This window comes from Pseudomonas sp. NPDC090233, from assembly GCF_044772285.1.
Lineage (GTDB): Bacteria > Pseudomonadota > Gammaproteobacteria > Pseudomonadales > Pseudomonadaceae > Aquipseudomonas.
Genome location: NZ_JBIVYQ010000005.1, coordinates 573449 through 598294, shown reverse-complemented (window position 1 = coordinate 598294; position 24846 = coordinate 573449). Strand labels below are relative to the sequence as shown.

Here is a 24846-nt window from a genome sequence, read left to right as displayed (position 1 = left end):
CGAGGTCATCTTGGAAGGGGCGGGGTTACTGGACCGCGTCGATACGCTTCATCAGGTCGGCATACTGCGCACCGTACTTTTCGCGCACCGAGGCGGTGGCGTCATAGAACGGTTTCTTGTCGACGGTGATGAACTCAACGCCCGCGGCCTTGAGCTTCTCTTCACTGGCGGCGGACTTGGCGTCCCACAGCGCGCGTTCTTCCATCTGCGCTTCGCGAGCGACCTTTTTCACCAGCACCTGCTGCTCGGGGGTGAGCTTTTCCCAGGTGGTCTTGGACATCACCACCGGCTCAGGCAGGATCAGGTGACCGGTAAGGGTGTAGTACTTGGCGCTCTGGAAGTGGTTGTGTTCGAGCAGGGTCGGCGGATTGTTCTCGGCCCCGTCGATCACCCCGGTTTGCAGGGCGCTGAAGATCTCACCGGTGTCCATGGCGATGCCGTTGCCGCCCATGGCGTTCATCATGTCGATGAACAGCGGGTTGCCCTGCACGCGGATCTTCATGCCCTTGAGGTCTTCCAGGCTGCGCACCGGTTTCTTGGTGTAGAGGCTGCGCGAGCCGCCGTCCATCCAGGCCAGGGCCACAAGGTTGAATTCGGAATTGGTGATCTTGTCGAGGATCTCCTGGCCGATGTCGCCGTCTATGATCTTGCGCATGTGCTCATGGTCGCGGAACACGAACGGCATGTTGAACACGTTCACATCCGGCACCACCGGGCCGACTATCCCCAAGCTCACGCGGGTCATCTGCACGGCGCCGATCTGCGCCTGCTCGATGACTTCCTTTTCCGAGCCGAGCACGCCACCGGCGAACATCTTGAAGGTGATTTCGCCATTGCTGGCGGCTTCGAGCTTCTTGCCCATGTTCTGTTCGGCGACCACGGTCGGGTAGCCGGCCGGGTGAATCTCGGCGAACTTGATGTCCAGCGCGTGGGCCGGCAGGGACAGGCTGAAGGCGAACGGGAGTGTGGCAAGAAGCAGCTTGCGTTTGAACGTCATGATGAAACTCCGTGTTTTTTATTATCTGGTTTCGGTCGTGTCGGTGCAGGTACGGCAGTGTGTGTTCAGCCCCGCCAGGCAGGTTCCTCCAGGCCTTTGACGCCAAGCTCGAAGGCAAATACCCCGCCGGCCATGGGTTGGTCGCTGAGGTCGACGCCCGCAGGGCGGATCGAGGTGACGAACAGGGTGTCCAGCTGGGCGCCTCCAAACGCGCACATGGCGGGCTTTTTCACCGGTACGTTGAGTGAGCGGTCGAGGCGCCCGTCCGGGGTGAAGCGGTGCACCTGGCCGGCGTCATTGCCGCAGATCCAGTAGCAGCCGTCCTGGTCGATGGCAGCGCCGTCCGGGCGGCCGGGGAAGGCCCGCATGTCGACGAACAGCCGCTGGTTGTACGGCGTGCCGCTGTCGATGTCGTAGTCGAACACCCAGATTTTCTGCACGTTGGGGTGCGAGTCGGACAGGTACATGCGCGTGCCGTCCGGGCTGAAGGCCAGGCCATTGGGCACGATCATTTCTTTCAGTTGCTGGTGCAGCGCGCCTTCGCCATCGACCCGGTACAGCGCGCCGACGTGGGCGCCTTGCTGCATGTCCTTCAGCATACTGCCGGCCCAGAAGCGGCCCTGGCGGTCGCATCGTCCATCGTTGAAACGCATGCCTGGTTCAGCGTGCTCGACGCCACACACCAGCCGGCTGTCGAGCGTGCCGTCGGGCTTGGCCTGCAGCTGGAAGATGCCGCTTTCCATTCCTGCTACCCAGCCCTGGCGGGTACGAGCGATGCAGGCGATCATCTCTTCGCCTTGCCAGACCTGGTGCGCGCCATCCTGCCAGCGGTGCAGTTGCCGGGCGGGGATATCGACCCAGTACAGGGCCTGCTCTTCGGGGTGCCACACGGGGCTTTCGCCGGTGCCGTTACGGGCATCGACAATCAGTTCGCAGTGCATGCTGGAGCCTCCTGGCAAAGCGTTTGAGGTCAGTCGAACGGCCCGGCGGCGACAAAGGCGCCGCCCTGGTAAACCATGCTCGGGTCGTTGGCGGCTGGCGCCGGTTGCGCTTCCACGGCTTCGCGGAACACCTCGGAGGTGTCTTTAGGCTGGTAACCCAGGTGCTCGGCATGGCGGTTGTCCCACCACACCGTGCGGTTGTCCGACGCGCCGTAAACCACGGTGTGGCCGACGTCAGGCGTGAACAGCCCGCGCTCGATCAGCTGGGTAAGGTCGTCGTAGCTCAGCCAGGTGCAGAGCATCCGTGGGTTCTGCGGCTGCGGGAACGACGAGCCGATGCGGATGCTGACGGTCTCGATGCCGTAACGGTCGAAGTAGAAGCTGGCGACATCCTCGCCGTAGCACTTTGACAAGCCGTAGTAGCTGTCGGGCCGGCGCTGGGCGTGGGCGTCGATGCGCTGGTCCTGGCGGTAGAAGCCGATTACGTGGTTGGAGCTGGCGAAGATGATCCGCTTGACCCCGTGCTTGCGCGCGGCCTCGTAGATATGGAACACACCGCAGATGTTGGGGCCGAGAATGTCTTCGAAGGCATGCTCGGTGGACACGCCGCCGAAGTGGACGATCGCATCGACGCCTTCGACCAGCGCATGGACTGCAGCCTTGTCGGCGAGGTCGCAGGGGGTGACTTCTTCATGGGGCCCAGCAGCGGGGGCCATGGGGGCGATGTCGGAAAGGCGCAGCACTTCGGCGCAACCACTCAGGCGTTGACGAAGGACTTGGCCCAGGCCGCCTGCTGCTCCGGTGAGCAGCAGGCGCTTGAAGAGGGTGATAGTCATGGCAATCTCATTGTTGTGTTTTGTTGTAGGTTGTCGTATGACTGCGCTGGATTATCGGCAGTGGTTTACACACCTGTCAATGTCGTGGGCGGTGCATTTCGTCACTGCCTGGTGACAAAATCCGCTGATTACAGAAGCGACAACGGATAGTTGAAAATCAGCCGGTTCTCATCGAACTCGTTGTTGCTGTAATCCCGCCGAATCGAGGAATTGCGCCACTTCACGCTCAAGTCCTTGAACGGGCCGCTCTGGATCACATAGGCCAGCTCCGACTCACGCACCCATTCCTTGCCATCGGTCACCGCCCCGGTATGGACGTCCTGGCCGCTGATATAGCGGTTCATCACGGTCAGCCCCGGCACGCCGAGCGTGACGAAGTTGAAGTCATGCCGTACCTGCCACGAGCGTTCGTTGGCGTTGTCGAAACTGGAGTTGTAACTGTCGTTGGCCAAGGTCCCGCCACTGGTGCCGTTGACCCGCATCCAGGTATCGCCATCGACCTTCTGCAGGCCCACCCAGAACGTGCTGCCGCCATACCGGGCCGAGAACATCCCCGAGTAGGTCTTGTTGTCCAGCTTGCCGGCCCGCTCGGCGCCGTCTTCGCCACCGTTGAAGTAGCCCAGGTTGGCGCCGAAGGTCCAGCTGCCCACTGGCTGGCTGTGGCTCAGCTGCAGGTACTGCTGTTCGTAGACGTCCTTGAGCTCGGCATTCCACAGCCCAACCAGGGTGCGATCCTGGTTGAACTTGTATTCGCCGCCGACGAAGTTGAAGCGGTCCGACAGCGCTCCGCCGTAGCTCATGTCGTCCATGCTTGCGTCGTTGCGCGGGCTGTTGCCGCGGAACTGCCCGCCATACAGCGTCAGCCCGGCGATCTCATTGGACGTTACCTGCCCACCACGGAAGGTCTGCGGCAGCGAGCGACCATCGTCGGAGCGCAGGATCGGCAGCACCGGCATCCACTCGCCGATCTTCAGTTCGGTCTTGGAGATCCGCGCCTTGCCTGCCACCGCCAGGCGCCCGTAATCATCCGCCGGCCGCCCATCGTCATGCCTCGGCAGCAGCGCCGTGCCATAGGTGCCGCCACCGCCGTCGAGCTTCACCGACCACAGCCCCAGCACGTCCACGCCAAAGCCGACCGGGCCTTGGGTAAAGCCTGAGCGGGCATCGAGGATGAAGCTCTGCGTCCACTCTTCGGCTTTGCTCTGCGGGTTGGCAGGGTTGGTGAAATTGCGGTTGATGTAGAAGTTGCGCAGGCCCAGGGTGGCCTTGCTGTCTTCGACGAAACCCTCGGCCAGGGTTGTGCCCGGTACAGCGCCGAGCAGGCCGGCGCCGAACAGCGCGAAGGGCAGGGTTCTTTGGCAGATTTTCATTATTGTTGTGCTCCACAAAAGGGTGTGGCTGCCCGTCCACCGGGCACGCGAAAGCGGCCTGCGGCAGGGGCGGGTGGGTAATGGGCCGGTCAGGGCCGGGGAGGGTGAAACAGGGCTACGGCGTTAGGTGGCCGTGGGTGCTGAAACGAGAGGAAGTGAAAGGCGTGGGTATGGCGTGATGGATGTCGACATGGGGACTCGTCCGCTGATTGTTGTTTTTGTTATGTGTTGTCGTACAACTTTGGCGATTTTTAGCAAGCACTGAAGGGGATGTCAACGCTTGCTGGGGCATGGAAAGTAAGATACCGCCTAGGACTTCAAACGTTTCAACCAGCAGGCGCTCTAGCTCGGGCCTCTTTCAGATGTTTTGGACATACTACGACTAAAGTCGGTACTGGCTGAATTTGCGTGAGTGTCTTGGATGGCGTTCCCAGAAATGCACTCTATACTTGCTCAAGGCCTCGCCCTCGACCACGTAGACTGGCAAGTCCAGTCCCGGCACAAGGCAACAGGTTGTGCCGTACCCCCTTGTCGGCGTGGGCGGGGCCTCTATCTGTTCGTCCCAGGGCGCTCACTGCAGTAGTAACTGTCTCGCCCAAAATTCAAATCAACGCAATCCCTGTGGTAGCAATATCGTGCCCAAATTTGAGAGGCCTGCGCGGTCTTCTGTGGGAGAGGGCTTGCCCGCGAACACAGGCGAAGCCTGTGTCATCCATTGGGGTTATCACGCTATTCGAGCCAATAAAAAAGGCTGCCATTCGGCAGCCTTCTCAATAATCAGCCCGGACGATTAATCCCAGCTCAACGCCCCACCCGTCTGATACTCAATCACCCGCGTCTCAAAGAAGTTCTTCTCCTTCTTCAAGTCCATGATCTCGCTCATCCAAGGGAACGGGTTGGTAGTCCCCGGGTACTCTTCCTTCAGACCAATCTGAGTCAGGCGACGGTTGGCGATGAACTTGAGGTAGTCCTCCATCATCGCCGCGTTCATGCCCAGTACGCCGCGCGGCATGGTGTCACGGGCGTATTCGATCTCCAGCTGGGTCCCTTGCAGGATCATCTGGGTCGCTTCTTCCTTCATCGCCGCATCCCACAGGTGCGGGTTCTCGATCTTGATCTGGTTGATCACGTCGATACCGAAGTTCAGGTGCATCGACTCGTCACGCAGGATGTACTGGAACTGCTCGGCAACGCCGGTCATCTTGTTGCGGCGGCCCATGGAGAGGATCTGGGTGAAGCCGCAGTAGAAGAAGATGCCTTCCAGTACGCAGTAGTAGGCGATCAGGTTGCGCAGCAGCTCTTTGTCGGTTTCGACGGTGCCGGTGTTGAATTCCGGGTCGGAGATGGCGCGGGTGTACTTCAGGCCCCAGGCGGCTTTCTTCGCGACCGATGGGATCTCGTGGTACATGTTGAAGATCTCGCCTTCATCCATGCCCAGCGACTCGATGCAGTACTGGTAGGCGTGGGTGTGGATCGCCTCGTCGAAGGCCTGGCGCAGGATGTACTGGCGGCACTCCGGGTTGGTGATCAGGCGGTACACGGCCAGGGCCAGGTTGTTGGCGACCAGCGAGTCGGCGGTGGAGAAGAAGCCGAGGTTGCGCATGACGATGCGGCGTTCGTCTTCGGTCAGGCCGTCCTGGCTCTTCCACAGGGCGATGTCGGCGGTCATGTTGACCTCTTGCGGCATCCAGTGGTTGGCGCAGCCGTCGAGGTACTTCTGCCAGGCCCAGTCGTACTTGAATGGCACCAGCTGGTTGAGGTCGGCGCGGCAGTTGATCATGCGTTTTTCGTCAACGGCGACGCGCGCCGAGGAACCTTCCAGCTCGGCCAGGCCCTCGGCGATGTCGAGGTCGTTCAGCGAGGCTTTGGCACGCTTCACCGCTTCGGAATCGGTGGCGACGACGGCACGGGCTTCCACGGCGGCGGCACCGCCGGCACTGTCGAGCTTGTCGAGGGCGGCGGTGGCGTTGGCCTGTGCAGGGGTGTTGCCTTTGGCGGCTACTTCGCCGTCTTCGTTATCGAATTCGTCCCAGCTCAGCATGGTTTGGCTCCTGCTTGAGGGTCGCCCTGGGGCAACCGGTTGGATTTTAAGAATGTGATGCCTGACGCACGGCCAATGGGCAAATGGTCAACTCGAGAGGTTGACTCTCGTTACATCCGGGTTTGTGCCTGGCCAGCCTCGGTGAGGGGCCAGGGACTTGAATGGGTGCCCTTTTCAGAGGGGGCGCAGTATACCGGAAATCGCTTCCGATCGGGGCGCATGTCTTGCGGACGAGGGTAATTTTTCGACCGCAGGATGCTACGGGGGAAAGTGTAGCGCCAACCTATATGTTGTGCCAGATTAAATTTCAAAGCACAGCATGTTGTGTTTTGTGTGCGAGCCCCATCGCAGGCGTGCCGGCAATGGGGCCCGTTCAGTCAGTCACGGATTGCACTGTTTGCGCACCGTTTCGACCACATGGGTCTTGGGGTGCTTGCGGGCCTCTTCCACAGAGGTGAAACGCCCGTTTTCCGCATTGCGGCCAATCTTGCGAGTGATCACTTTCTTCCGCGCCATGAGGTACATCCTTATAGAGAGGTCCTGCCTTTGTACCGAGCCGCGGGGGCGGTGGGCAAAGGGCAAGATTTCTCAGGGCGCGGATACAAAAATGCCGCAAAGGGGCACCCGAGGGCACCCCTTTTGCGGCATCAGGCCTTACTGGCAGGCTTCGCAGTCAGGCTCGTCGATCGCGCAGGCCTTCGGCACTGGGGCTGGGCCCGCTGCCTGGACCGGGGCGCTGTCGCCGCCGCTGGAAACGGCGTTGAGCTTGCCGGTGTTGATGGTCGACTTCTCGGTGCTGGTCGCGGCCAGGGCACGGAGGTAGTAAGTGGTTTTCAGTCCACGGTACCAGGCCATGCGGTAGGTCACGTCGAGCTTCTTGCCCGAAGCGCCGGCGATGTACAGGTTCAGCGACTGAGCCTGGTCGATCCACTTCTGGCGACGCGAGGCGGCATCGACGATCCACTTGGTCTCGACTTCGAACGCGGTGGCGTACAGGTCTTTCAGCTCTTGCGGGATACGCTCGATCTGCTGTACCGAACCGTCGTAGTACTTCAGGTCGTTGATCATGACCGAGTCCCACAGGCCGCGGGCCTTCAGGTCGCGCACCAGGTACGGGTTGATCACGGTGAACTCGCCCGACAGGTTCGATTTCACGTACAGGTTCTGATAGGTCGGCTCGATGGACTGCGACACGCCGGTGATGTTGGCGATGGTCGCGGTCGGCGCGATGGCCATGATGTTCGAGTTACGAATACCTTTCTGCACGCGGGCACGGACCGGCGCCCAGTCCAGCGACTCGTTCAGGTCGACGTCGATGTACTTCTGGCCACGGGCTTCGATCAGGATCTGTTGCGAATCCAGCGGCAGGATGCCTTTGGACCACAGCGAACCCTGGAAGGTCTCGTAGGCGCCGCGCTCGTCGGCCAGGTCACACGAGGCCTGGATGGCGAAGTAGCTGACCGCTTCCATCGACTTGTCGGCGAACTCGACGGCAGCGTCGGAGCCGTACGGGATGTGCTGCAGGTACAGCGCGTCCTGGAAGCCCATGATGCCGAGGCCGACCGGGCGGTGCTTGAAGTTCGAGTTACGCGCTTGCGGCACCGAGTAGTAGTTGATGTCGATCACGTTGTCGAGCATGCGCACGGCGGTGTTCACGGTGCGTTGCAGCTTGGCGGTGTCCAGCTTGCCATCGACGATGTGGTTCGGCAGGTTGATCGAGCCAAGGTTGCAGACCGCGATCTCGTCCTTGTTGGTGTTCAGGGTGATCTCGGTGCACAGGTTCGAGCTGTGGACCACGCCCACGTGCTGCTGCGGCGAACGCAGGTTGCACGGGTCCTTGAAGGTCAGCCACGGGTGGCCGGTCTCGAACAACATCGACAGCATCTTGCGCCACAGGTCTTTGGCCTGGATGGTCTTGAACACCTTGATCTTGTTGTACTCGGTCAGGGCTTCGTAGTACTCGTAGCGCTCTTCGAAGGCCTTGCCGGTCAGGTCGTGCAGGTCTGGCACTTCCGACGGCGAGAACAGGGTCCACTTTCCGTCATCGAAGACGCGCTTCATGAACAGGTCAGGGATCCAGTTGGCGGTGTTCATGTCGTGGGTACGACGGCGGTCATCGCCGGTGTTCTTGCGCAGCTCGATGAATTCTTCAATGTCCAGGTGCCAGGTTTCCAGGTAGGCACACACAGCGCCTTTGCGCTTGCCACCCTGGTTCACGGCAACGGCAGTGTCGTTGACCACTTTCAGGAAAGGCACGACGCCCTGGGATTTACCGTTGGTACCCTTGATGTAGGAGCCCAGTGCACGCACAGGGGTCCAGTCGTTGCCCAGGCCACCGGCGAATTTCGACAGCATGGCGTTGTCGTGGATCGCGTGGTAGATGCCCGACAGGTCGTCCGGCACGGTGGTCAGGTAGCAGCTCGACAGCTGCGGGCGCAGGGTGCCGGCGTTGAACAGGGTCGGGGTCGACGCCATGTAGTCGAAGGACGACAACAGGTTGTAGAACTCGATCGCGCGGGCTTCTTTGTCTTTCTCTTCCAGCGCCAGGCCCATGGCCACACGCATGAAGAACACCTGCGGCAGCTCGAAACGCACGCCATCCTTGTGGATGAAGTAGCGGTCGTACAGGGTCTGCAGGCCCAGGTAGGTGAATTGCTGGTCGCGCTCGTGGTTGATCGCCTTGCCCAGTTTTTCCAGGTCGAAGTCGGCCAGGGCAGGGTTCAGCAGTTCAAACTCGACACCCTTGGCGACGTAGGCCGGCAGGGCCTTGGCGTACAGCTCGGCCATCTCGTGGTGGGTGGCGCTGTCGGCCACTTCGAGGAAGCCCAGGCCTTCGGCGCGCAGGGTGTCCATCAGCAGGCGGGCGGTGACGAACGAGTAGTTAGGCTCGCGCTCGACCAGGGTACGGGCGGTCATCACCAGGGCGGTGTTGACGTCCTTGATGGCCACGCCGTCGTACAGGTTCTTCAGGGTTTCACGCTGGATCAGGTCGCCATCGACTTCGGCCAGGCCTTCGCAGGCTTCGCTGATGATGGTGTTCAGGCGCGCCATGTCGAGCGGCGCCAGGCTGCCGTCGGCCAGGGTGATGCGGATGCTTGGGTGCGGCTCGACCACGGTGTCGGTGTTGGCGCGGGTAGCGCGCTCTTTCGCGCGCTGGTCGCGGTAGATCACGTAGTCACGGGCGACTTTCTGCTCGCCGGCACGCATCAGGGCCAGTTCGACCTGGTCCTGGATTTCTTCGATGTGGATGGTGCCACCCGATGGCATGCGACGCTTGAACGTGGCGGTGACCTGCTCGGTCAGGCGCGCGACGGTGTCGTGGATGCGCGACGAGGCAGCGGCGGTGCCGCCTTCAACTGCGAGGAACGCCTTGGTGATGGCCACGGTGATCTTGTCGTCGGTGTAGGGGACGACAGTGCCGTTGCGCTTGATCACGCGCAGTTGACCCGGGGCGGTAGCAGCCAGATCCTGGTTGGAATCGGCGGCCTGCGGCGCCTGGGCCTGCGGGTTCTCGCGAGTTGTGTCGGTTTGCATGGGTGGGTGTCTCCACAGTTTCTATATTGTTCAGGCGCCTTTTGGGCGCCCACCGTTCCGTCCACTTGCTCGATGGCCCGGGCGGGGATGCGGTATGCGTGCGCATCCGCCCGCTCGGGCGTACCGACTTCGGGACAGACTCAGGAATAAGGGGCAATAGCTTGCCGCTCCCTGGCCGAAGTCAAATGCTGTTGGTGCTGGACCAAAGCTGTTGCTCTCACTGCTTCCGCTGGAGCGGTTTGGCTGATGAAACCACGTAAAGTTCTGCCAGAAAAATCGCTTGAATTTCTGCTCACAGTGGTGTTGGCGTTTTCGGGATAAACCCAACATCTAGTGGTTCGCTGCGCTGGGGATACAAGATAATGCGGTACAGGGGTCTTTGCAAGACGAACGCCTGTGGATAACTTGTGCGTACTTTGTGAGTGAATAGTGGGTAATCGCTGTAGGCCTTGTACCAAGAGGTTTGCACAAAATTTCCGCGGCTATCAGGCGCATGTCACTGAGCTGTCGGTGTTCTTGAGATCGAGCGCCGCCCGCGCGGCGCATCGCGGCTAAAGCCGCTCCTACATTTGTTGCAACGTGCCTATGCCTGTGAGGCCATGGTTGTTCGCCTTGGCGCATGGCTTAAGCCTTGTGGGGCGGCGGTAGCGCCAGCCGAAATAGTGCGTCGTGCCAACAGGGCTGGCAACTATGGCCTGTCAGGCCATGGTACGTTGCAACAAATGTAGGAGCGGATTCATCCGCGATGCGCCGCGCGGGCGGCGCTCGATCTCAAGGGCGCAGATAATCGATCGCCCTACACCCGAGAACAACAAAAGGCAAAGGCCATGGATCAACCGACCCCCCGCGTCCTCATCGTCGAAGACGACCAGCGTCTCGCCGAGCTGACTGCCGAATACCTGCAGGCCAATGGCTTCGAGGTCGCCGTGGAGGGCGATGGCGCCCGCGCCGCCCGGCGCATCGTCGACAGCCAGCCGGACCTGGTGATCCTCGACCTGATGCTGCCCGGCGAAGACGGCCTGAGCATCTGCCGCCGTGTGCGCGGCCAATATGCCGGTGCCATCCTCATGCTCACCGCCCGCAGCGATGAGCTTGACCAGGTCCAGGGCCTGGACCTGGGCGCCGACGATTACGTGTGCAAGCCCGTGCGCCCGCGCCTGCTGCTGGCGCGCATCCAGGCCCTGTTGCGGCGCAGCGAACCGGTGCAAGGCAAGCGCCAGGCGCTGGCCTTCGGCACGCTGAGCATCGACAACCGATTGCGCGAAGCCAGGCTCGGCGAGCAACTGATCGACCTGACCGGCGCCGAGTTCGACTTGCTCTGGCTGCTGGCCAGCAACGCTGGGCGGGTGCTTTCGCGCGAGCAGATCTTCACCGCGCTGCGTGGGGTCGGCTACGACGGCCAGGATCGCTCCATCGACGTGCGGATATCCAAGATCCGCCCCAAGATCGGTGACGACCCGATCCACCCCCGGCTGATCAAGACCCTGCGTAGCAAGGGCTATCTGTTCGTCGGCGATGCGCCATGAACAACTCGATCTTCCTGCGTATCTACGGCGGCATGCTCGCCGTACTGGTGCTGGTGGCCCTGCTCGGTGTGCTCAGCCTGCACCTGGTCAACGAAGTCCGCGCCGCCCAGCACCGCGAGCGCCTGGCCCAGGGCACCTTCAGCCTGATGGCCGACAACCTGGCGCAACAGAATGAAACCGAACGCAAGCGCTCGTTACTGATGTGGGAGCGCCTGCTCGGCGTGCCGCTGGACTTGCAACCGATGTCGGCGCGCACCCTCGACGGCGGCCAGCGCGCGCGTTTGTATCGCGCCCTGGTGGTGGTGGAGAAGACCGGGCCGCATGCCGCGCAGGTGTTGCGCAAGGTCGGCCAGGAGGACCTGCTGCTGGTGGCTGAGGTCAAGCAGGTCAGCGAGCAGCTGGCGCGCGCCACCCTGTATTTGTTGACCGATGAACTGGTGCGCTATCCCGTGACCGAGCAGCAGCAGCGCCTGGCGGACTTGAAACAGAGCAAGGGTTTCGGTTTCGGCGTTGCCTTGCAGCGCCTGGAACGGGTTGGTCTGGACGATGACCAGCGCAGGCGGGTAGAGGAGGGCGATACGGTCATGGCGCTGGGCAAAGATGGCGACTCGATACGCGTGTTCGCTGGCGTGCCGGGCTCACCCTGGGTGCTGGAGATCGGCCCGCTGTACCAGCTCAACCCGTATCCGCCGCAGTTGCTGGTGTTGATCGCCTTTCTCGGTCTGTGCCTGATCGGCCTGGTGGTGTACCTGCTGGTGCGCCAGTTGGAGCGGCGAGTGTCAGGGTTGGAGGTCGCTGCCACGCGCATCGCCCAGGGCAGCCTGGAAACCCGCGTCCCCGCCGGTGATGCCGACTCGGTGGGGCGGTTGGCGGCGGCATTCAATGGCATGGCCGAACACCTGCAGCGCTCGTTGAACATGCAGCGCGAGTTGGTGCGGGCGGTTTCCCACGAGCTGCGTACGCCGGTGGCGCGTCTGCGTTTTGGCCTGGAAATGATCGAAAGTGCGACGACCGACCACGCCCGGGCCAAGCACCTGGCCGGCATGGACGGGGACATCCAGGACCTGGACAAGCTGGTCGACGAGATGTTGACCTACGCCCGCCTCGAACAGGGCGCGCCAGCGTTAAAATTCCAGCGCGTCGACCTGGATGCCTTGCTCGACCGGGTGATCGAGGAGCTGGCACCGCTCAACGCCCAGGTTCGGCTGGTGCGCGGCGCCTGTCAGCTGCAGGACGGCGAAGACGCCTGGGTCGAAGCCGAGCCTCGCTACCTGCACCGCGCCTTGCAGAACCTGGTCGGTAATGCCTTGCGTCATGCTGGGGCTGAGGTACGGCTGAGCTACCAGTTGGGTCAGCAGCGCTGCCGTATCGATGTGGAAGATGACGGGCCGGGGATTCCCGAAGGTTACTGGGACCGCATCTTCACGCCCTTCACACGCCTGGACGACAGCCGCACACGGGCCTCGGGCGGGCATGGGCTGGGCTTGTCGATCGTGCGGCGGATCATCTACTGGCACGCGGGCCGAGCCACGGTGGGGCGCAGCGAAGCGCTGGGTGGTGCCTGCTTCAGCCTGAGCTGGCCACGCGAGCAGGCGCCGCTGTAGCGCCTAAACGCTGACCAGGCTGAGCAAGTGGCCATCCTGGACACAGAACTGGCCTTGCAGCTCGACGCCGTGACGCCATTCGGCCGACAGGTCGGTGAGCAGGCGCAGGCGCGCCAGGCCATCGACCGACCAGTGCAGTACTTCGGCGTGCTCGAAGTAAAAGCGCTGATGGGTCAGCGGGTAGAGGGTCTTGAACAGGCTTTCCTTGAGCGAGAACGTGAGTGTGACCGCCAGGGCCAGCTGGCTGCGATCCAGGCGGTCGAGTTCCGACGGCGTGAGGATTTCGCCCATCAGGCGTTCGGCGCGTTCCGCGTCAAGTAGCGTTTCCTGGTCCAGGCCCAGGCCGCGACAGCTACTTTCTGTTGCAACCACGGCAGCGGCCCAGCCCTTGCCGTGGGTGATCGAACCATGGATATCGGCAGGCCAGATCGGTGAGCGGTCTTCATGGGTGCCGGGCACGTAGTCGCGGCCGTCCAGGCGTTGCAGTGCGGCGCGGGCGCAGACGCGGCCAGCCAGGTACTCGGCCTGGCGCTTGGCTACCGAGCGTTGCAGGCTGGCGCTGGAGGCGATGCCGGCGCGCTGGAAGTCGTCGAGCGCCAGCCGGCCGGGATCGAAGGCGCAACTGACCAGTACCGCGCCGGGCAACGGGCGGGGCAGGGGCCAGTGGTGCTGAAGCGGGTCACAACAGGAGGGCAGTCTGTTCATGGCGGCTATTGTGCCAGCCGCTGCGACGATGTGGGAGTGGGCCGCAAGGCGGCCCTTGCGATTTTACTTGAACACTTGCTTGAAGAACGCCTGCATATCTGCCCACGTACTCTCGTCGGCTGTCTTGCTATAGCCAATGTCCGGGCCGCCATGGCCGGCGTGGCTCAGGCGGTCGGCATCCGGGTTGGTGAAGCCATGCTTGGCTCCTGGGATGCTGACGAACTGGTAGTTGACCTTGGCCGCATCCATCTCAGCCCTGAATGCGGTCACTTGCTCTTCAGTGACCATGCTGTCCGCCGCACCGTGTTCGACCAGTACATAGGCCTTCACCTTGCCGGGTTGGGCAGGCGTCTGTGTGGCCAGCGCGCCATGGAAGCTCACCACGGCATCGAGCTTGTCTGCGCCGCGCCGTGCGGCATCCAGTACCACCTTGCCGCCGAAGCAGTAACCGACCGCACCCAGGCTGCTCTTGTCGGTATAGGGCTGTAGTTTCAGCAGATCCAGGCCAGCATCGAAGCGCCTGGCGGCAGCCGCCGGGTCTTTCATCGCTTCGGCCATGAACGCCTGGGCATCCTGCGGGTGTTCGGTGTGCTTGCCGTCACCATACATGTCGATGGCCAGTGCGCTGTAGCCCAGGGCCGCGAGGTCACGTGCGCGGCGCTTGGCGTAGTCGTTCAGCCCCCACCATTCATGCACGACCACGATGCCGGGGCGTTTGCCCTCTATGGCATCGTCGTAGGCGTAGTAGCCGATCAGGCGTTTACCGCCTTCGTCCTGGTAGGGGATTTCACGGGTCACTACTGCCGCCTGGGCAAAAGCGGCGCTGCACATCAGGGTCAAAGCCAGCAGGGCACGCATGTTCACTACTCCTTGTTTTGCCAACGGTTCGTTCAGCCCGGGTTCAGCCAGGGTTCAGCCGCGGTTCAGGGCGTCCTGCTTACTCTAGCTTCCAGACGCAAACAGCGCATTCAACTGGAGTAACCTGCCATGAAAACCTTCAACACCCTGCTTGCCGCCATGGCCGTCTGCGCCGCTGGCATGACCACCGCCCAGGCAGCCGACGACAACTTCGCCAGCCTCACCTACGGCCAGACCAGCGACAAGGTGCGCAAGTCCGGCCTGCTGCAGCGCAACACCGACAACCTGAACGCCGACGGCATCATCGGCAAGGACGATACTTGGGGCGTGCGCCTGGGCAAGATCAATGACCAGGGTCGCTACTACATGACCTATGACAATGTCTCGGGCGACCACAGCGGCCTCAAACTGCGCCAGGAAAACCTGCTCGGCAGCTACGACCTGTTCCTGCCGGTGGGCGACACCACCAAGCTGTTCGGCGGTGGCAGCCTGGGCATGACCAAACTGACCCAGGATTCGCCAGGCGCCAGCCGCGACACCGACTATGGCTATGCCTACGGCCTGCAGGCAGGTGTGATCCAGGACATTACCGACAAGGCCTCGGTCGAGTTGGGCTACCGTTACCTGCGCAGCAATGCCGCGACCGAGGTGGGGCAGAGCGGTGGGCCGAAAGACGGCACCCTGCGCTTGACCAGCAGTGCCCAGACTTACCTGTCGGCGAACTACAAGTTCTGAAGTCGGGCAGGTTAATCTGTGCCGGCCTCTTCGCGGGGCAAGCCCGCTCTCGGGCTTGCCCCGCGAAGAGGCCGGCACAAGCACCACTGAAACAGGAGAACCCAATGAAACTGCTGGTGGTCGAGGACGAAGCCCTGCTAAGGCACCACCTCCACACGCGCCTGGGCGAAAGCGGCCATGTGGTCGAAGCCGTGGCCGATGCTGAAGAGGCGCTGTACCAGGCCGAACAATTCCACTTCGACCTGGCCGTGATCGACCTGGGCCTGCCCGGCATGAGCGGCCTGGAGCTGATCGGCCGCCTGCGCAGCCAGGCCAAGAGCTTCCCCATTCTCATTCTTACCGCCCGCGGCAACTGGCAGGACAAGGTTGAAGGCCTGGCCGCTGGCGCCGACGATTACCTGGTCAAACCTTTCCAGTTCGAGGAGCTCGAAGCGCGCCTCAATGCGCTGCTGCGCCGCTCCAGTGGCTTCACCCAGTCGACCATCGCCGCAGGCCCGCTGCTGCTTGACCTCAACCGCAAGCAGGCGACCCTCGACGAGCAGCCACTGGCGCTGACCGCTTACGAGTACCGCATCCTCGAATACCTCATGCGCCACCACCAGCAGGTGGTGGCCAAGGAACGCCTGATGGAGCAGCTGTACCCGGGCGACGAAGAGCGTGACCCCAACGTCATCGAAGTGCTGGTCGGCCGCTTGCGGCGCAAGCTCGAAGGCGAGCACGGCTTCAAGCCCATCGACACGGTGCGCGGCCTCGGCTACCTGTTCACCGAGCGCTGCCGATGATCCGTTCGCTGCGCCTGCGCCTGATGCTCGCGGCGGCGGTGCTGGCGGTGCTGTTCATGCTGGCGCTGCTGCCGGCCCTGCAGAAGGCCTTCAGCCTGGCCCTGCAGGAATCGATCGAGCAGCGCCTGGCCTCGGACGTGACCACGCTGATTTCCGCAGCGCGCATCGAACACGGCCAGTTGCAGATGCCCGCGCTGTTGCCGGACGAACGCTACAACCTGCCGTATACCGGCCTGCTCGGCTACATCTTCGACCGCGACGGCAAGCTGGTCTGGCGCTCGCGTGCCACCGCCGACCAGCACATCAACTATCAGCCCCGCTATGACGGGCGGGGCAACGAATTCGCCCGCATGCACCAGGATGATGGTGAAGAATTCTTCGTCTATGACGTCGAGATCAAACTGCTCGGCGGCCAGAGCGCCGCCTACAGTATCGTTGCCCTGCAACCGGTGCGTGAATACAAGCAGACCCTCGATGGCCTGCGCGAAAAGCTCTATCTCGGTTTCGGCGCGGCTTTGCTGGCTCTGTTGACGTTGCTCTGGGCGGGCCTGACCTGGGGCCTGCGGTCTTTGCGGCGATTGAGCCGCGAGCTGGACGAAGTGGAATCCGGCGCACGTGATGGCCTGAGCAACGAGCACCCCCGTGAACTGCTGCGCCTGACCGGCTCGCTCAACCGCCTGCTGCGCAGCGAGCGCGAGCAGCGCCAGCGCTACCGCGACTCGCTGGGTGACCTGGCGCACAGCCTGAAAACGCCGCTGGCGGTGCTGCAGGGCGTCGGAGAAAGCATGCAGCAGCGCGCCAGCGAGCGTGATCAGGCGCGCGTGCTGCAAAGCCAGATCGAGCGTATGAGCCAACAGATCGACTACCAGTTGCAACGCGCCAGCCTGCGCAAGAGCGGCCTGGTGCGCCACAGCGTACAACTGCTCCCGGTGTTGGAGAGCCTGTGCAGCACTTTGGCCAAGGTCTACCGCGACAAGCGCGTCGACGTTCAGCTGGAGGTGCCAGCCCAGGCGCAGGTACCGATGGAGCAGGGCGCGCTGTTGGAATTGCTGGGCAACCTGCTGGAAAACGCCTACCGGCTGTGCCTCGGGCAGGTGCGGGTCAGCCTGCTTGACGCGCCTGGGCGACTGACGGTGTGTATCGAGGATGACGGGCCGGGTGTGCCGGCCGACCAACGTCAGCGTATTCTCGAGCGCGGCGAGCGGTTGGACCGTCAGCACCCGGGGCAGGGGATCGGCCTGGCGGTTGTCAAAGACATCGTCGACAGCTATGACGCCGAACTGAGCCTGGATGATTCGCCGTTGGGCGGGGCGATATTCCGGATCACCTTCCAGCTTTACTGAACCTGATGAGGGCGGATTTCCGCCAACCCCCCTGTACAAAACCCGCCACCAGGCGGAAACCCGCCATCTTTCCTCAGGCAATTCGCCCTGTCGTTGGGCATTTATCCCGCACAAATACAGCCTTTGCACCCTTCATGGGCATTTTGGCATCGCCCTTGCTATCTGAGTTGGCAGAGGCCTGCCCAGGCAGCTCGAACACAACGACAAATCCCTCCGGGTGCAGGAGGGTTAGCGATTCAGGTGCCACCGACACCCTGGGAAGGGTGAAGCCGGCACACTTGAGGAAAATGAGCCATGACGACCCGTCAGCCGCTGTACAAATCCCTGTATGTCCAGGTGATCGTTGCCATCACCATCGGCATCCTGCTTGGCCACTTCTATCCGGAAACCGGCGTTGCCCTCAAACCCTTGGGTGATGGTTTCGTCAAACTGATCAAGATGGTCATCGCGCCCATCATCTTCTGCACCGTGGTCAGCGGCATCGCTGGCATGCAGAGCATGAAATCGGTCGGCAAGACCGGCGGCTATGCGCTGCTGTACTTTGAAATCGTCTCCACCATCGCCCTGATCATCGGCCTCGTGGTCGTCAACGTGGTCAAGCCGGGCGCTGGCATGCACATCGACGTCAGCACCCTGAACGCCAGCAGCGTGGCCGCCTACGCCGCCGCCGGCGCGCAGCAGACCACCGTCGGCTTCCTGCTCAACATCATCCCCAACACCGTGGTCGGCGCGTTCGCCAACGGCGACATCCTGCAAGTGCTGATGTTCTCGGTGATCTTCGGCTTCGCCTTGCACCGCCTGGGCAGCTACGGCAAGCCACTGCTGGACCTGATCGACCGCTTCGCCCATGTCATGTTCAACATCATCAACATGATCATGAAGCTGGCCCCGATCGGTGCCTTCGGCGCCATGGCCTTCACCATCGGCCAGTACGGCGTGGGTTCGCTGGTGCAGCTGGGCTACCTGATGGCCTGCTTCTACATCACCTGCATTCTGTTCGTGCTGGTGGTGCTGGGCGGTATCTGCCGCGCCCACGGCTTCAGCGTGCTGAAGCTGATCCGCTACATCCGTGAAGAACTGCTGATCGTGCTGGGTACTTCGTCTTCGGAATCGGCCCTGCCACGCATGCTGGCCAAGATGGAGCGCCTGGGTGCGAAGAAATCGGTGGTTGGCCTGGTGATCCCGACCGGTTACTCGTTCAACCTGGACGGTACCTCGATCTACCTGACCATGGCTGCGGTGTTCATCGCCCAGGCTACCGACACCACCATGGACATCACCCACCAGATCACCCTGCTGCTGGTGCTGTTGGTGGCCTCCAAAGGTGCTGCTGGCGTTACCGGTTCGGGCTTCATCGTGCTGGCTGCGACCCTGTCCGCTGTTGGCCACCTGCCGGTTGCCGGCCTGGCGCTGATCCTCGGTATCGACCGCTTCATGTCCGAAGCCCGCGCTTTGACCAACCTGATCGGCAACGCTGTGGCTACCGTGGTCGTGGCCAAGTGGGTCAAGGAGATGGACGACGACAAGCTGGCTTCGGAACTGGCTTCCGGCGGTGCGCCGCTGGCTGACACCCGTCCGACCGACGACTTGGGTGTTGCGGAAGGCCCGGCTCGTTGAGTGTGATGCAGTAAACAAGAAGGCGACCCTCGGGTCGCCTTTCTTATGCATGGGGATTTGGTTGTATCAGTGCCGGCCTCTCGCGGATGAATCCGCTCCTACACCGTCATGCCCCGTAGGAGCGGATTCATCCGCGATGGGGCCGGATCATTCAACCCGAGTCTCACCGCTGTACACCAGAATCTCCCGACACCGCCGACACAGGTACCGCCGCCCTTGACGCACCAGCTTGTGCCGCTGCGCCGTAAACGGAAAATCACTCTGCGGGCACGGGCACCGGTAGATGTAGCGCGTCACCACCCGCCGGCGCACTTCATAGTTGTGGCAACGATTGGGCGGCAGCTCATACACCCCGCGCATGATCAGCTGCCATTCCTCGCCATGGGCCTGGATGCGGTCGCCGAACAGTTGATGGGCCACCAGATGCGCAACCTCGTGCGCTACCGTCTGGCGCAGGAAGTCATCCTGATTCTCGCGGTACAGCTGCAGGTTGAAGCGCAGCAGGTTCTCATGAAGGTGGGCGACGCCGGCCTTTTGGCCGCGCAGCTTGAAGCTGACTTCCGGGCGCGGGAAGGGGCGTTTGAAAAAGCTTTCGGCTTGCTGGTAACAGGTTTCGACGCGTTGTTTGAGCAGCTCGGGCATAACGGGTTAATTCTCCTGACCGGGCATTATGCCGCAAGCATCGGCAGGCTGCCGAGCCACCGGTCAGCACACAGCCAGAGGCCGCCTTGCGGCGGCCTCTGGTTTGATGCCCCAGTGTTGGTTTTGTGTTTTTGAACGCTAGTTGGTATAGACGGGCCCCACGCCCAGTCCCCAGATGATCACGGTTGCAGCCATGATCGCTACCAGTACCACCAGGCCCACTGCCAGCACCGAGCTGGAGAACAGGAAGCCTTCATCGGACGGTATGTTCATGAACGTCGGCAAGCCGACATAGAGCAGGTACACGGTGTAGCAAATCGCTGCGGTGCCCACCAGCATGCCCAGCCACAGGTGCGGGTACAGGGCGGCCAGCCCGCCGAGGAACAACGGGGTGGCGGTGTAGGTGGCAAAGGCGATGCACTGCGCCATGGACGGGTTGGCGTCGTAGGTGCGGGCCATCCAGTGAATGAACGCGCCCATCACCGCCACCCCGGCGAGCATCGCCAGGTAGGACATGATGCTCATCCATACCGCGCTTTCCATGGTCAGCATGACCGCCGGGCGGCCTCCGATCACCCAGCCGACCTGGGTGGTGCCAATGAATGCCGAAATGGCGGGGATTGCCGCCAGGATCAGCGTGTGCGTCAGGTACATGTGGCTGATGCTTTCTTCTTCCCCACGAATTTCCCGCCATTCCTGATCGGGATGGGTAAACAGCCCCACAACGTGATGAATCATGCCGGTCACTCCTCTCAATGTTGCCAACCGCCCCCCAGATGGAGCGCAAGCGGCCCGAGGCCAGGGCACCGAAGCAAAGCGGTAATGTGGCCTTATGTCGCAGTATAGGAAGCGAATCCCTGCACAAACCCTGCTTTTTAGAGCAAATTGCACTGTCGGCCCGGCTGCTGATTCCCTTGAAGTCTTTATCGGAATCCCTACAGCTGCGTCAGGTTTGTGCGTAAAATAGCCGCCTTTTGTCACACCTCGCGGATCCAAGCGCTATGGGCACCCTCTCGGTCAACCAGAACAAACTGCAAAAACGCCTGCGTCGCCTCGCTGGCGAAGCCATCACCGACTACAACATGATCGAGGATGGCGACAAGGTCATGGTCTGCCTGTCCGGCGGCAAGGACAGCTACACCATGCTCGACGTTCTGTTGCACCTGCAGAAGGTGGCACCGATCAAGTTCGAGATCGTCGCGGTGAACATGGACCAGAAGCAGCCGGGGTTCCCCGAGCATGTGCTGCCGGCCTACCTCAAGGAACTGGGCGTCGAGTACCACATCGTCGAGAAGGACACCTACTCGGTGGTCAAGGAGCTGGTCCCCGAGGGCAAGACCACCTGCTCGCTGTGCTCGCGCCTGCGCCGTGGCACCCTGTACACCTTCGCCGATGAAATCGGCGCGACCAAGATGGCCCTGGGGCACCACCGCGACGACATCGTCGAGACGTTCTTCCTCAACATGTTCTTCAACGGCGCGCTCAAGGGCATGCCGCCGAAGCTGCGCGCCGATGACGGCCGCAACGTGGTGATCCGCCCGCTGGCCTACTGCAACGAGAAGGACATCCAGGCCTACTCGGACATGAAGGAATTCCCGATCATCCCGTGCAACCTTTGTGGCTCGCAGGAAAACCTGCAGCGCCAGGTGGTCAAGGACATGCTGGTGGAGTGGGAGCGCAAGCACCCCGGCCGTACCGAAAGCATCTTCCGCGCAATGCAGAACGTTGCCCCGTCGCAACTGGCCGACCGCAACCTGTTCGACTTCACCAGCCTGAAGATCGACGAAAGCGCCACCCCGCGCTTCCTCGACGTGGTGAACATCTGAGCCCATGCGCGATTACCAGTGGCTGCACGAATATTGCCTGAACCGCTTCGGCTCAGCCCAGGCGCTGGAGGCCTTCCTGCCGCAGCCGCGCACGCCGGCGCAGTTGCGCGACATCAGTGATGACCGCTACCTGTCGACCCTGGCCCTGCGCGTGTTCCGCGCCGGGCTCAAGCACAGCCTGGTGGATGCCAAATGGCCGGCGTTCGAGCAGGTGTTCTTCGGCTTCGACCCGGAGAAGGTGGTGCTGATGGGCGGCGAGCATCTGGAGCGGCTGATGCAGGACGAGCGCATCATCCGCCACCTGGGCAAGCTCAAGAGCGTGCCGCGCAATGCGCAGATGATCCTTGATGTGACCAAGGAGAAGGGCAGTTTTGGCGCGTTCATCGCCGACTGGCCGGTGACCGATATCGTCGGGCTGTGGAAGTACCTGGCCAAGCATGGCAACCAGCTGGGCGGGCTGTCGGCGCCGCGCTTCTTGCGCATGGTCGGCAAGGACACGTTCATCCCCACCGACGACATGGCCGCCGCGCTGATCGCTCAGAAAGTGATCGACAAGCAGCCGACCAGCCAGCGCGACCTGGCATTGGTGCAGCAGGCGTTCAACCAATGGCACGCCGAGAGCGGGCGGCCGCTGTGCCAGTTGTCGGTGATGTTGGCGCATACCGTCAACCATTGAGATCTGCGTTGCCCCGCGAAGAAGTTACCGCCCTTCGCCCGCCATACGCCGCTCATGCTGAAACTTCCAGCGCACGAACAGCAGCGCACTGACAAACAACCCCAGGCTCACCAGCACCTCGACCCAGCCAAACACCGCCCGCGCCGGGTCGAACGCCGCCAGCACGCCCTTGATGAAATAGATATTCACCACGAAGCAGGTCCAGGCATGCGCCCGAGCGCTGCCCAGCAACATGCCCGGCAGCAGCAACAGCAGCGGCACCAGCTCGATCGCCAGGATCACCCCGACCCTCGCCCCGTGCAGATTGGCAAACCACAGGTTGTTCACCGCCAGCAAGGCAATCAGGCCGAAATAGAACGCCAGGCTCAACGCCCGCGTCAGGCGCAGGCGCGGTGCCAGCCATTCCAGTGGGGGCAACACCTTAGGCTTCTTAGCCACGCGCGGCCTCCAGGGCCTTGGCGGTGCTCGCCAGGCGTTGGCCAAGGGCGCGGCACAGGGTGATCTCGTGCGGGTCCAGCTCACGCTTGCCGTCGGCACCGGCATGGTGGCTGGCGCCATAAGGCGTGCCGCCACCGCGGGTTTCGAGCAGCGCCGATTCGCTGTACGGCAGGCCCATCACCAGCATGCCGTGGTGCATCAGCGGCAGCATCATCGACAACAGGGTGGTCTCCTGGCCGCCATGCAGGCTGGCGGTGGAGGTGAATACGCCCGCAGGCTTGCCGACCAGCTCACCGCCCAGCCACAGGCTGCTGGTGCCGTCGAGGAAGTACTTGAGCGGCGCGGCCATGTTGCCGAAACGGGTCGGGCTGCCCAGCACCAGGCCGGCGCAGTGGCGCAGGTCGTCGAGGGTGGCGTACAGCGCGCCGCTGGCCGGGATGTCCGGGGCCACGGCTTCGCATTCGGTGGAGATCGCCGGCACCGTGCGCAGGCGTGCTTCCATGCCGGCCAGCTCGATGCCGCGGGCGATGTGCCGGGCCATTTCGCTGGTCGAGCCGTGGCGGCTGTAATACAGCACCAGGATATACGGGACGGTCACGGCAGGATCTCCAGCACCTTCTCCGGTGGTCGGCCGATCACCGCCTTGTCACCGGCCACCAGGATCGGGCGTTCGATCAGCTTGGGGTTTTGCGCCATGGCGTCGATCAGTTGCGCGTCGGTCAGGGACGGGTTGGCCAGCTCGAGTGCCTTGTACTCGTCTTCGCCGGTGCGCAGCAGCTGGCGCGGGGCGAGGCCCAGCTTGCCGAGCAGGGCCTTGAGGGTGGCGGCGTCTGGCGGGGTTTCCAGGTAGCGCACGATGGTCGGCGTCAGGCCGCGTGCTTCGAGCAGTTCCAGCGCGCCGCGGGATTTCGAGCAGCGCGGGTTATGATAGAGCGTCAGGTCAGTCATGTCGGGTCGCATCCAGCTGGGTGTGGCGGCTATTCTAACCGTAGCGACTGACCCCTTTGCTTGAAAACTTGATAAGGATTGACCCATGGCAAGGCGTTTGGCAGCAGTACTGGCCATCACCGCGAGCCTTTTGCTCGGTGGATGCGGTGCCGACTACGGCGTGGACCAACACGGCAATACGGTAAAGGCCGAGCAGATCGACGGCCACTGGCTGGTGCTCAATTACTGGGCAGAATGGTGCGGTCCGTGCCGTACCGAAGTACCGGAACTCAATACGGCGGCCAAGCAGTGGGCGGCCGACGGGATCAAGGTGCTGGGGGTGAACTTCGATGGCTTGCAGGGGCAGGAGCTGAAACAGGCTGCCGATACGCTGGGCATCGGCTTCACCGTGCTGGCCCAGGACCCGGCCGAGCGTTACGACCTGCCGCGCAGCGAGGCGTTGCCGGTGACCTACATCATCGATGACAAGGGCAAGGTACGTGAGCAGCTGATGGGTGAGCAGACCCTGGAAGGGTTGCAGGCCAAGATCAAGGCGCTCAAGGGCGCCTGATCCTGTTGGGGCTGCACAGCAGCCCCAATGACTTCAGCCTTCCTCAGGCCAAAAGCGCAGCGGCTTGCCTTCAGCTGGCCAGAAGCGCATCTGCTCCACGGGCGACACATCCCAACGCTGCACCGTTTCCAGTGCCTGCAGGAAGCGCTTTTCCTGCTCCATCAAGGCCGGCGCACACAGCTTGCGGGTCTTGCCGACTTTACCGAAGCTCAGGTGCTCACCCTCCAGCGTATACGGCGCAAACCAATGGTTGCAGCCGGCATTGCCGTAGGCGCGGCCATCGCTGGCCAGGGTCAGGGTCAGGTGGCTGTAGTCGATCAGCGGGCGTTCACCGATCCACTCCAGCACATAGCTGCGCTCTTGTTGCAGCTTCGAAGGTTCGGTGGCGCAGCCAAGCAGGCCGGAGGCAATCAGCACGCCGGTCAGCAAATTCTTCACGCGGCGGTCTCCTGGCATTTCGGGCACAGGTGCTTGTCGCCACGGCTGGCCCAGCCCAGCTCAGCGATGCGCGCGGTGGCCGCCGGCTGGCGAGCTTTCTTGCCCAGCTTGGCGTCCACGGCGAACTCGAAGTCGAGCACCGCGTCGCAGCTGTCGCATTCGGCCTGCCAGTTGAGGATTTCCAGCTCGTTGAACACCGGGCCACTGGCCACCGCGACCCACTGGCCGCGCGGGTTGATCAGGTGGCGCACGCTCTCCACAGTCAGGCGCATGGCCAGGTCCTTGCTGCCCTTGAGGGTCACCAGCAAGGTGTCGCCTTTGTGCATCGAACCACCGTTGCCGGTCACCTGATAGCGGCCCGGCACCAGCGCGCGGCACTCGATCAGGGTGTGTTGCGGGTTGAAAAGGGTGTAGCGGAAATCGTGCTCGACCATGGGTC

Annotated in this window: 25 protein-coding genes; 9 read left to right on the top strand and 16 right to left on the bottom strand. The window is 62.7% G+C overall.

The genetic code is table 11. From position 1 onward, the window contains the following. Positions 1–25: 25 nt before the first annotated feature. From ACIQUF_RS17250 to ACIQUF_RS17220, 7 genes are all read right to left on the bottom strand, one after another. On the bottom strand, positions 26–997 hold the full coding sequence (locus ACIQUF_RS17250) for a TRAP transporter substrate-binding protein (RefSeq protein ID WP_403133516.1): 972 nt from the start codon (positions 995–997) through the stop codon (positions 26–28). A gap of 65 nt (positions 998–1062) precedes the next feature. After that, on the bottom strand, positions 1063–1938 hold the full coding sequence (locus ACIQUF_RS17245; protein ID WP_403133513.1) for an SMP-30/gluconolactonase/LRE family protein: 876 nt from the start codon (positions 1936–1938) through the stop codon (positions 1063–1065). 29 nt (positions 1939–1967) lie between these two features. Beyond that, positions 1968–2774: an NAD-dependent epimerase/dehydratase family protein gene (locus ACIQUF_RS17240; RefSeq protein WP_403133511.1), complete on the bottom strand. Its 807-nt coding sequence runs from the start codon at positions 2772–2774 to the stop codon at positions 1968–1970. Positions 2775–2902: 128 nt separating this feature from the next. Beyond that, on the bottom strand, positions 2903–4144 hold the full coding sequence (locus ACIQUF_RS17235) for an OprD family porin (RefSeq protein ID WP_403133508.1): 1242 nt from the start codon (positions 4142–4144) through the stop codon (positions 2903–2905). 790 nt (positions 4145–4934) lie between these two features. Beyond that, the gene (locus ACIQUF_RS17230) at positions 4935–6185 is read right to left on the bottom strand and encodes a ribonucleotide-diphosphate reductase subunit beta (RefSeq protein ID WP_403133506.1); all 1251 of its coding nucleotides are present in this window, start codon (positions 6183–6185) and stop codon (positions 4935–4937) included. A 381-nt stretch (positions 6186–6566) separates the two neighbouring features. Then, positions 6567–6701, bottom strand: coding sequence for a hypothetical protein (locus ACIQUF_RS17225; protein WP_403133505.1), 135 nt, complete (start codon positions 6699–6701; stop codon positions 6567–6569). Positions 6702–6839: 138 nt separating this feature from the next. Beyond that, a complete protein-coding gene (locus ACIQUF_RS17220) occupies positions 6840–9719 on the bottom strand; it encodes a ribonucleoside-diphosphate reductase subunit alpha (protein ID WP_403133503.1) in 2880 nt (959 codons plus the stop codon). Between the two features lie 827 nt (positions 9720–10546). Here ACIQUF_RS17220 and ACIQUF_RS17215 point away from each other — a divergent pair. Both ACIQUF_RS17215 and ACIQUF_RS17210 read left to right on the top strand, forming a co-directional pair. Continuing rightward, positions 10547–11245, top strand: coding sequence for a response regulator (locus ACIQUF_RS17215; protein WP_403133501.1), 699 nt, complete (start codon positions 10547–10549; stop codon positions 11243–11245). Further along, entirely contained in the window at positions 11242–12849 is a 1608-nt protein-coding gene (locus tag ACIQUF_RS17210; protein WP_403133498.1) for an ATP-binding protein, read from the top strand. Before ACIQUF_RS17215 ends, ACIQUF_RS17210 begins: the two co-directional genes overlap by 4 nt. A gap of 3 nt (positions 12850–12852) precedes the next feature. Here the strand turns inward: ACIQUF_RS17210 and ACIQUF_RS17205 are convergent, their stop codons facing one another. Together ACIQUF_RS17205 and ACIQUF_RS17200 are read right to left on the bottom strand one after the other, a co-directional pair. Next, positions 12853–13554 (bottom strand): 4'-phosphopantetheinyl transferase, encoded by a 702-nt coding sequence (locus ACIQUF_RS17205; RefSeq protein ID WP_403133495.1) that lies wholly within the window; start codon positions 13552–13554, stop codon positions 12853–12855. A 63-nt stretch (positions 13555–13617) separates the two neighbouring features. Continuing rightward, positions 13618–14412: a dienelactone hydrolase family protein gene (locus ACIQUF_RS17200; protein ID WP_403133492.1), complete on the bottom strand. Its 795-nt coding sequence runs from the start codon at positions 14410–14412 to the stop codon at positions 13618–13620. 129 nt (positions 14413–14541) lie between these two features. On the opposite strand from ACIQUF_RS17200, the gene ACIQUF_RS17195 reads away from it, so the two are divergent. The 4 genes from ACIQUF_RS17195 to ACIQUF_RS17180 all read left to right on the top strand — a co-directional run bounded on the left by ACIQUF_RS17195 (position 14542) and on the right by ACIQUF_RS17180 (position 18889). Beyond that, positions 14542–15147, top strand: coding sequence for an outer membrane protein (locus tag ACIQUF_RS17195; RefSeq protein WP_400804446.1), 606 nt, complete (start codon positions 14542–14544; stop codon positions 15145–15147). 104 nt (positions 15148–15251) lie between these two features. Next, on the top strand, positions 15252–15929 hold the full coding sequence (locus ACIQUF_RS17190) for a response regulator (protein ID WP_400804447.1): 678 nt from the start codon (positions 15252–15254) through the stop codon (positions 15927–15929). Beyond that, the gene (locus ACIQUF_RS17185; protein WP_403133490.1) at positions 15926–17272 is read left to right on the top strand and encodes an ATP-binding protein; all 1347 of its coding nucleotides are present in this window, start codon (positions 15926–15928) and stop codon (positions 17270–17272) included. Before ACIQUF_RS17190 ends, ACIQUF_RS17185 begins: the two co-directional genes overlap by 4 nt. Positions 17273–17566: 294 nt before the next feature. Further along, positions 17567–18889, top strand: coding sequence for a dicarboxylate/amino acid:cation symporter (locus ACIQUF_RS17180; RefSeq protein WP_403133488.1), 1323 nt, complete (start codon positions 17567–17569; stop codon positions 18887–18889). Positions 18890–19036: 147 nt separating this feature from the next. Here ACIQUF_RS17180 and ACIQUF_RS17175 read toward each other — a convergent pair whose 3' ends face one another. Continuing rightward, a complete protein-coding gene (locus ACIQUF_RS17175) occupies positions 19037–19531 on the bottom strand; it encodes a SprT family zinc-dependent metalloprotease (RefSeq protein WP_403133485.1) in 495 nt (164 codons plus the stop codon). Between the two features lie 138 nt (positions 19532–19669). Further along, positions 19670–20269, bottom strand: coding sequence for a Yip1 family protein (locus ACIQUF_RS17170; protein ID WP_159409192.1), 600 nt, complete (start codon positions 20267–20269; stop codon positions 19670–19672). A gap of 263 nt (positions 20270–20532) precedes the next feature. Here ACIQUF_RS17170 and ttcA point away from each other — a divergent pair, with 263 nt between their 5' ends. Further along, positions 20533–21357 (top strand): tRNA 2-thiocytidine(32) synthetase TtcA, encoded by an 825-nt coding sequence (ttcA, locus tag ACIQUF_RS17165; protein ID WP_403133480.1) that lies wholly within the window; start codon positions 20533–20535, stop codon positions 21355–21357. A 4-nt stretch (positions 21358–21361) separates the two neighbouring features. Further along, positions 21362–22033 carry a DNA-3-methyladenine glycosylase I gene (locus tag ACIQUF_RS17160; protein ID WP_403133476.1) on the top strand — a complete coding sequence of 224 codons (672 nt, stop codon included), beginning with the start codon at positions 21362–21364 and terminating at the stop codon, positions 22031–22033. A gap of 24 nt (positions 22034–22057) precedes the next feature. On the opposite strand, the gene ACIQUF_RS17155 is transcribed toward ACIQUF_RS17160, so the two are convergent. From ACIQUF_RS17155 to arsC, 3 genes are read right to left on the bottom strand one after another with little or no spacing between them, the layout of a single operon-like run. Beyond that, positions 22058–22471 carry a DUF2069 domain-containing protein gene (locus tag ACIQUF_RS17155; RefSeq protein ID WP_403133473.1) on the bottom strand — a complete coding sequence of 138 codons (414 nt, stop codon included), beginning with the start codon at positions 22469–22471 and terminating at the stop codon, positions 22058–22060. Next, the gene (gene wrbA, locus ACIQUF_RS17150) at positions 22464–23069 is read right to left on the bottom strand and encodes an NAD(P)H:quinone oxidoreductase (RefSeq protein WP_403133472.1); all 606 of its coding nucleotides are present in this window, start codon (positions 23067–23069) and stop codon (positions 22464–22466) included. The genes ACIQUF_RS17155 and wrbA overlap by 8 nt, the downstream gene beginning before the upstream one ends. Then, entirely contained in the window at positions 23066–23419 is a 354-nt protein-coding gene (gene arsC / locus ACIQUF_RS17145; RefSeq protein ID WP_403133471.1) for an arsenate reductase (glutaredoxin), read from the bottom strand. Before arsC ends, wrbA begins: the two co-directional genes overlap by 4 nt. An 85-nt stretch (positions 23420–23504) precedes the next feature. On the opposite strand from arsC, the gene ACIQUF_RS17140 reads away from it, so the two are divergent. Continuing rightward, positions 23505–23969, top strand: coding sequence for a TlpA disulfide reductase family protein (locus ACIQUF_RS17140; RefSeq protein ID WP_403133468.1), 465 nt, complete (start codon positions 23505–23507; stop codon positions 23967–23969). A gap of 33 nt (positions 23970–24002) precedes the next feature. On the opposite strand, the gene ACIQUF_RS17135 is transcribed toward ACIQUF_RS17140, so the two are convergent. Beyond that, positions 24003–24407: an META domain-containing protein gene (locus ACIQUF_RS17135; RefSeq protein WP_403133466.1), complete on the bottom strand. Its 405-nt coding sequence runs from the start codon at positions 24405–24407 to the stop codon at positions 24003–24005. Continuing rightward, the gene (locus ACIQUF_RS17130) at positions 24404–24841 is read right to left on the bottom strand and encodes a hypothetical protein (protein ID WP_403133464.1); all 438 of its coding nucleotides are present in this window, start codon (positions 24839–24841) and stop codon (positions 24404–24406) included. Before ACIQUF_RS17130 ends, ACIQUF_RS17135 begins: the two co-directional genes overlap by 4 nt. Positions 24842–24846: the final 5 nt, after the last annotated feature.

Coding starts and splice junctions, on each gene's coding strand:
- ACIQUF_RS17240 (WP_403133511.1), bottom strand. CDS start 2,774: ATGACTATCACCCTCTTCAAGCGCCTGCTGCTCACCGGAGCAGCAGGC.
- ACIQUF_RS17190 (WP_400804447.1), top strand. CDS start 15,252: ATGAAACTGCTGGTGGTCGAGGACGAAGCCCTGCTAAGGCACCACCTC.
- ACIQUF_RS17180 (WP_403133488.1), top strand. CDS start 17,567: ATGACGACCCGTCAGCCGCTGTACAAATCCCTGTATGTCCAGGTGATC.
- ACIQUF_RS17230 (WP_403133506.1), bottom strand. CDS start 6,185: ATGCTGAGCTGGGACGAATTCGATAACGAAGACGGCGAAGTAGCCGCC.
- ACIQUF_RS17160 (WP_403133476.1), top strand. CDS start 21,362: ATGCGCGATTACCAGTGGCTGCACGAATATTGCCTGAACCGCTTCGGC.
- ACIQUF_RS17130 (WP_403133464.1), bottom strand. CDS start 24,841: ATGGTCGAGCACGATTTCCGCTACACCCTTTTCAACCCGCAACACACC.
- ACIQUF_RS17215 (WP_403133501.1), top strand. CDS start 10,547: ATGGATCAACCGACCCCCCGCGTCCTCATCGTCGAAGACGACCAGCGT.
- ACIQUF_RS17175 (WP_403133485.1), bottom strand. CDS start 19,531: ATGCCCGAGCTGCTCAAACAACGCGTCGAAACCTGTTACCAGCAAGCC.
- ACIQUF_RS17225 (WP_403133505.1), bottom strand. CDS start 6,701: ATGGCGCGGAAGAAAGTGATCACTCGCAAGATTGGCCGCAATGCGGAA.
- ACIQUF_RS17250 (WP_403133516.1), bottom strand. CDS start 997: ATGACGTTCAAACGCAAGCTGCTTCTTGCCACACTCCCGTTCGCCTTC.
- ACIQUF_RS17170 (WP_159409192.1), bottom strand. CDS start 20,269: ATGATTCATCACGTTGTGGGGCTGTTTACCCATCCCGATCAGGAATGG.
- ACIQUF_RS17185 (WP_403133490.1), top strand. CDS start 15,926: ATGATCCGTTCGCTGCGCCTGCGCCTGATGCTCGCGGCGGCGGTGCTG.
- ACIQUF_RS17210 (WP_403133498.1), top strand. CDS start 11,242: ATGAACAACTCGATCTTCCTGCGTATCTACGGCGGCATGCTCGCCGTA.
- ttcA (WP_403133480.1), top strand. CDS start 20,533: ATGGGCACCCTCTCGGTCAACCAGAACAAACTGCAAAAACGCCTGCGT.
- ACIQUF_RS17220 (WP_403133503.1), bottom strand. CDS start 9,719: ATGCAAACCGACACAACTCGCGAGAACCCGCAGGCCCAGGCGCCGCAG.
- arsC (WP_403133471.1), bottom strand. CDS start 23,419: ATGACTGACCTGACGCTCTATCATAACCCGCGCTGCTCGAAATCCCGC.
- ACIQUF_RS17140 (WP_403133468.1), top strand. CDS start 23,505: ATGGCAAGGCGTTTGGCAGCAGTACTGGCCATCACCGCGAGCCTTTTG.
- ACIQUF_RS17245 (WP_403133513.1), bottom strand. CDS start 1,938: ATGCACTGCGAACTGATTGTCGATGCCCGTAACGGCACCGGCGAAAGC.
- ACIQUF_RS17205 (WP_403133495.1), bottom strand. CDS start 13,554: ATGAACAGACTGCCCTCCTGTTGTGACCCGCTTCAGCACCACTGGCCC.
- ACIQUF_RS17235 (WP_403133508.1), bottom strand. CDS start 4,144: ATGAAAATCTGCCAAAGAACCCTGCCCTTCGCGCTGTTCGGCGCCGGC.
- ACIQUF_RS17195 (WP_400804446.1), top strand. CDS start 14,542: ATGAAAACCTTCAACACCCTGCTTGCCGCCATGGCCGTCTGCGCCGCT.
- ACIQUF_RS17200 (WP_403133492.1), bottom strand. CDS start 14,412: ATGCGTGCCCTGCTGGCTTTGACCCTGATGTGCAGCGCCGCTTTTGCC.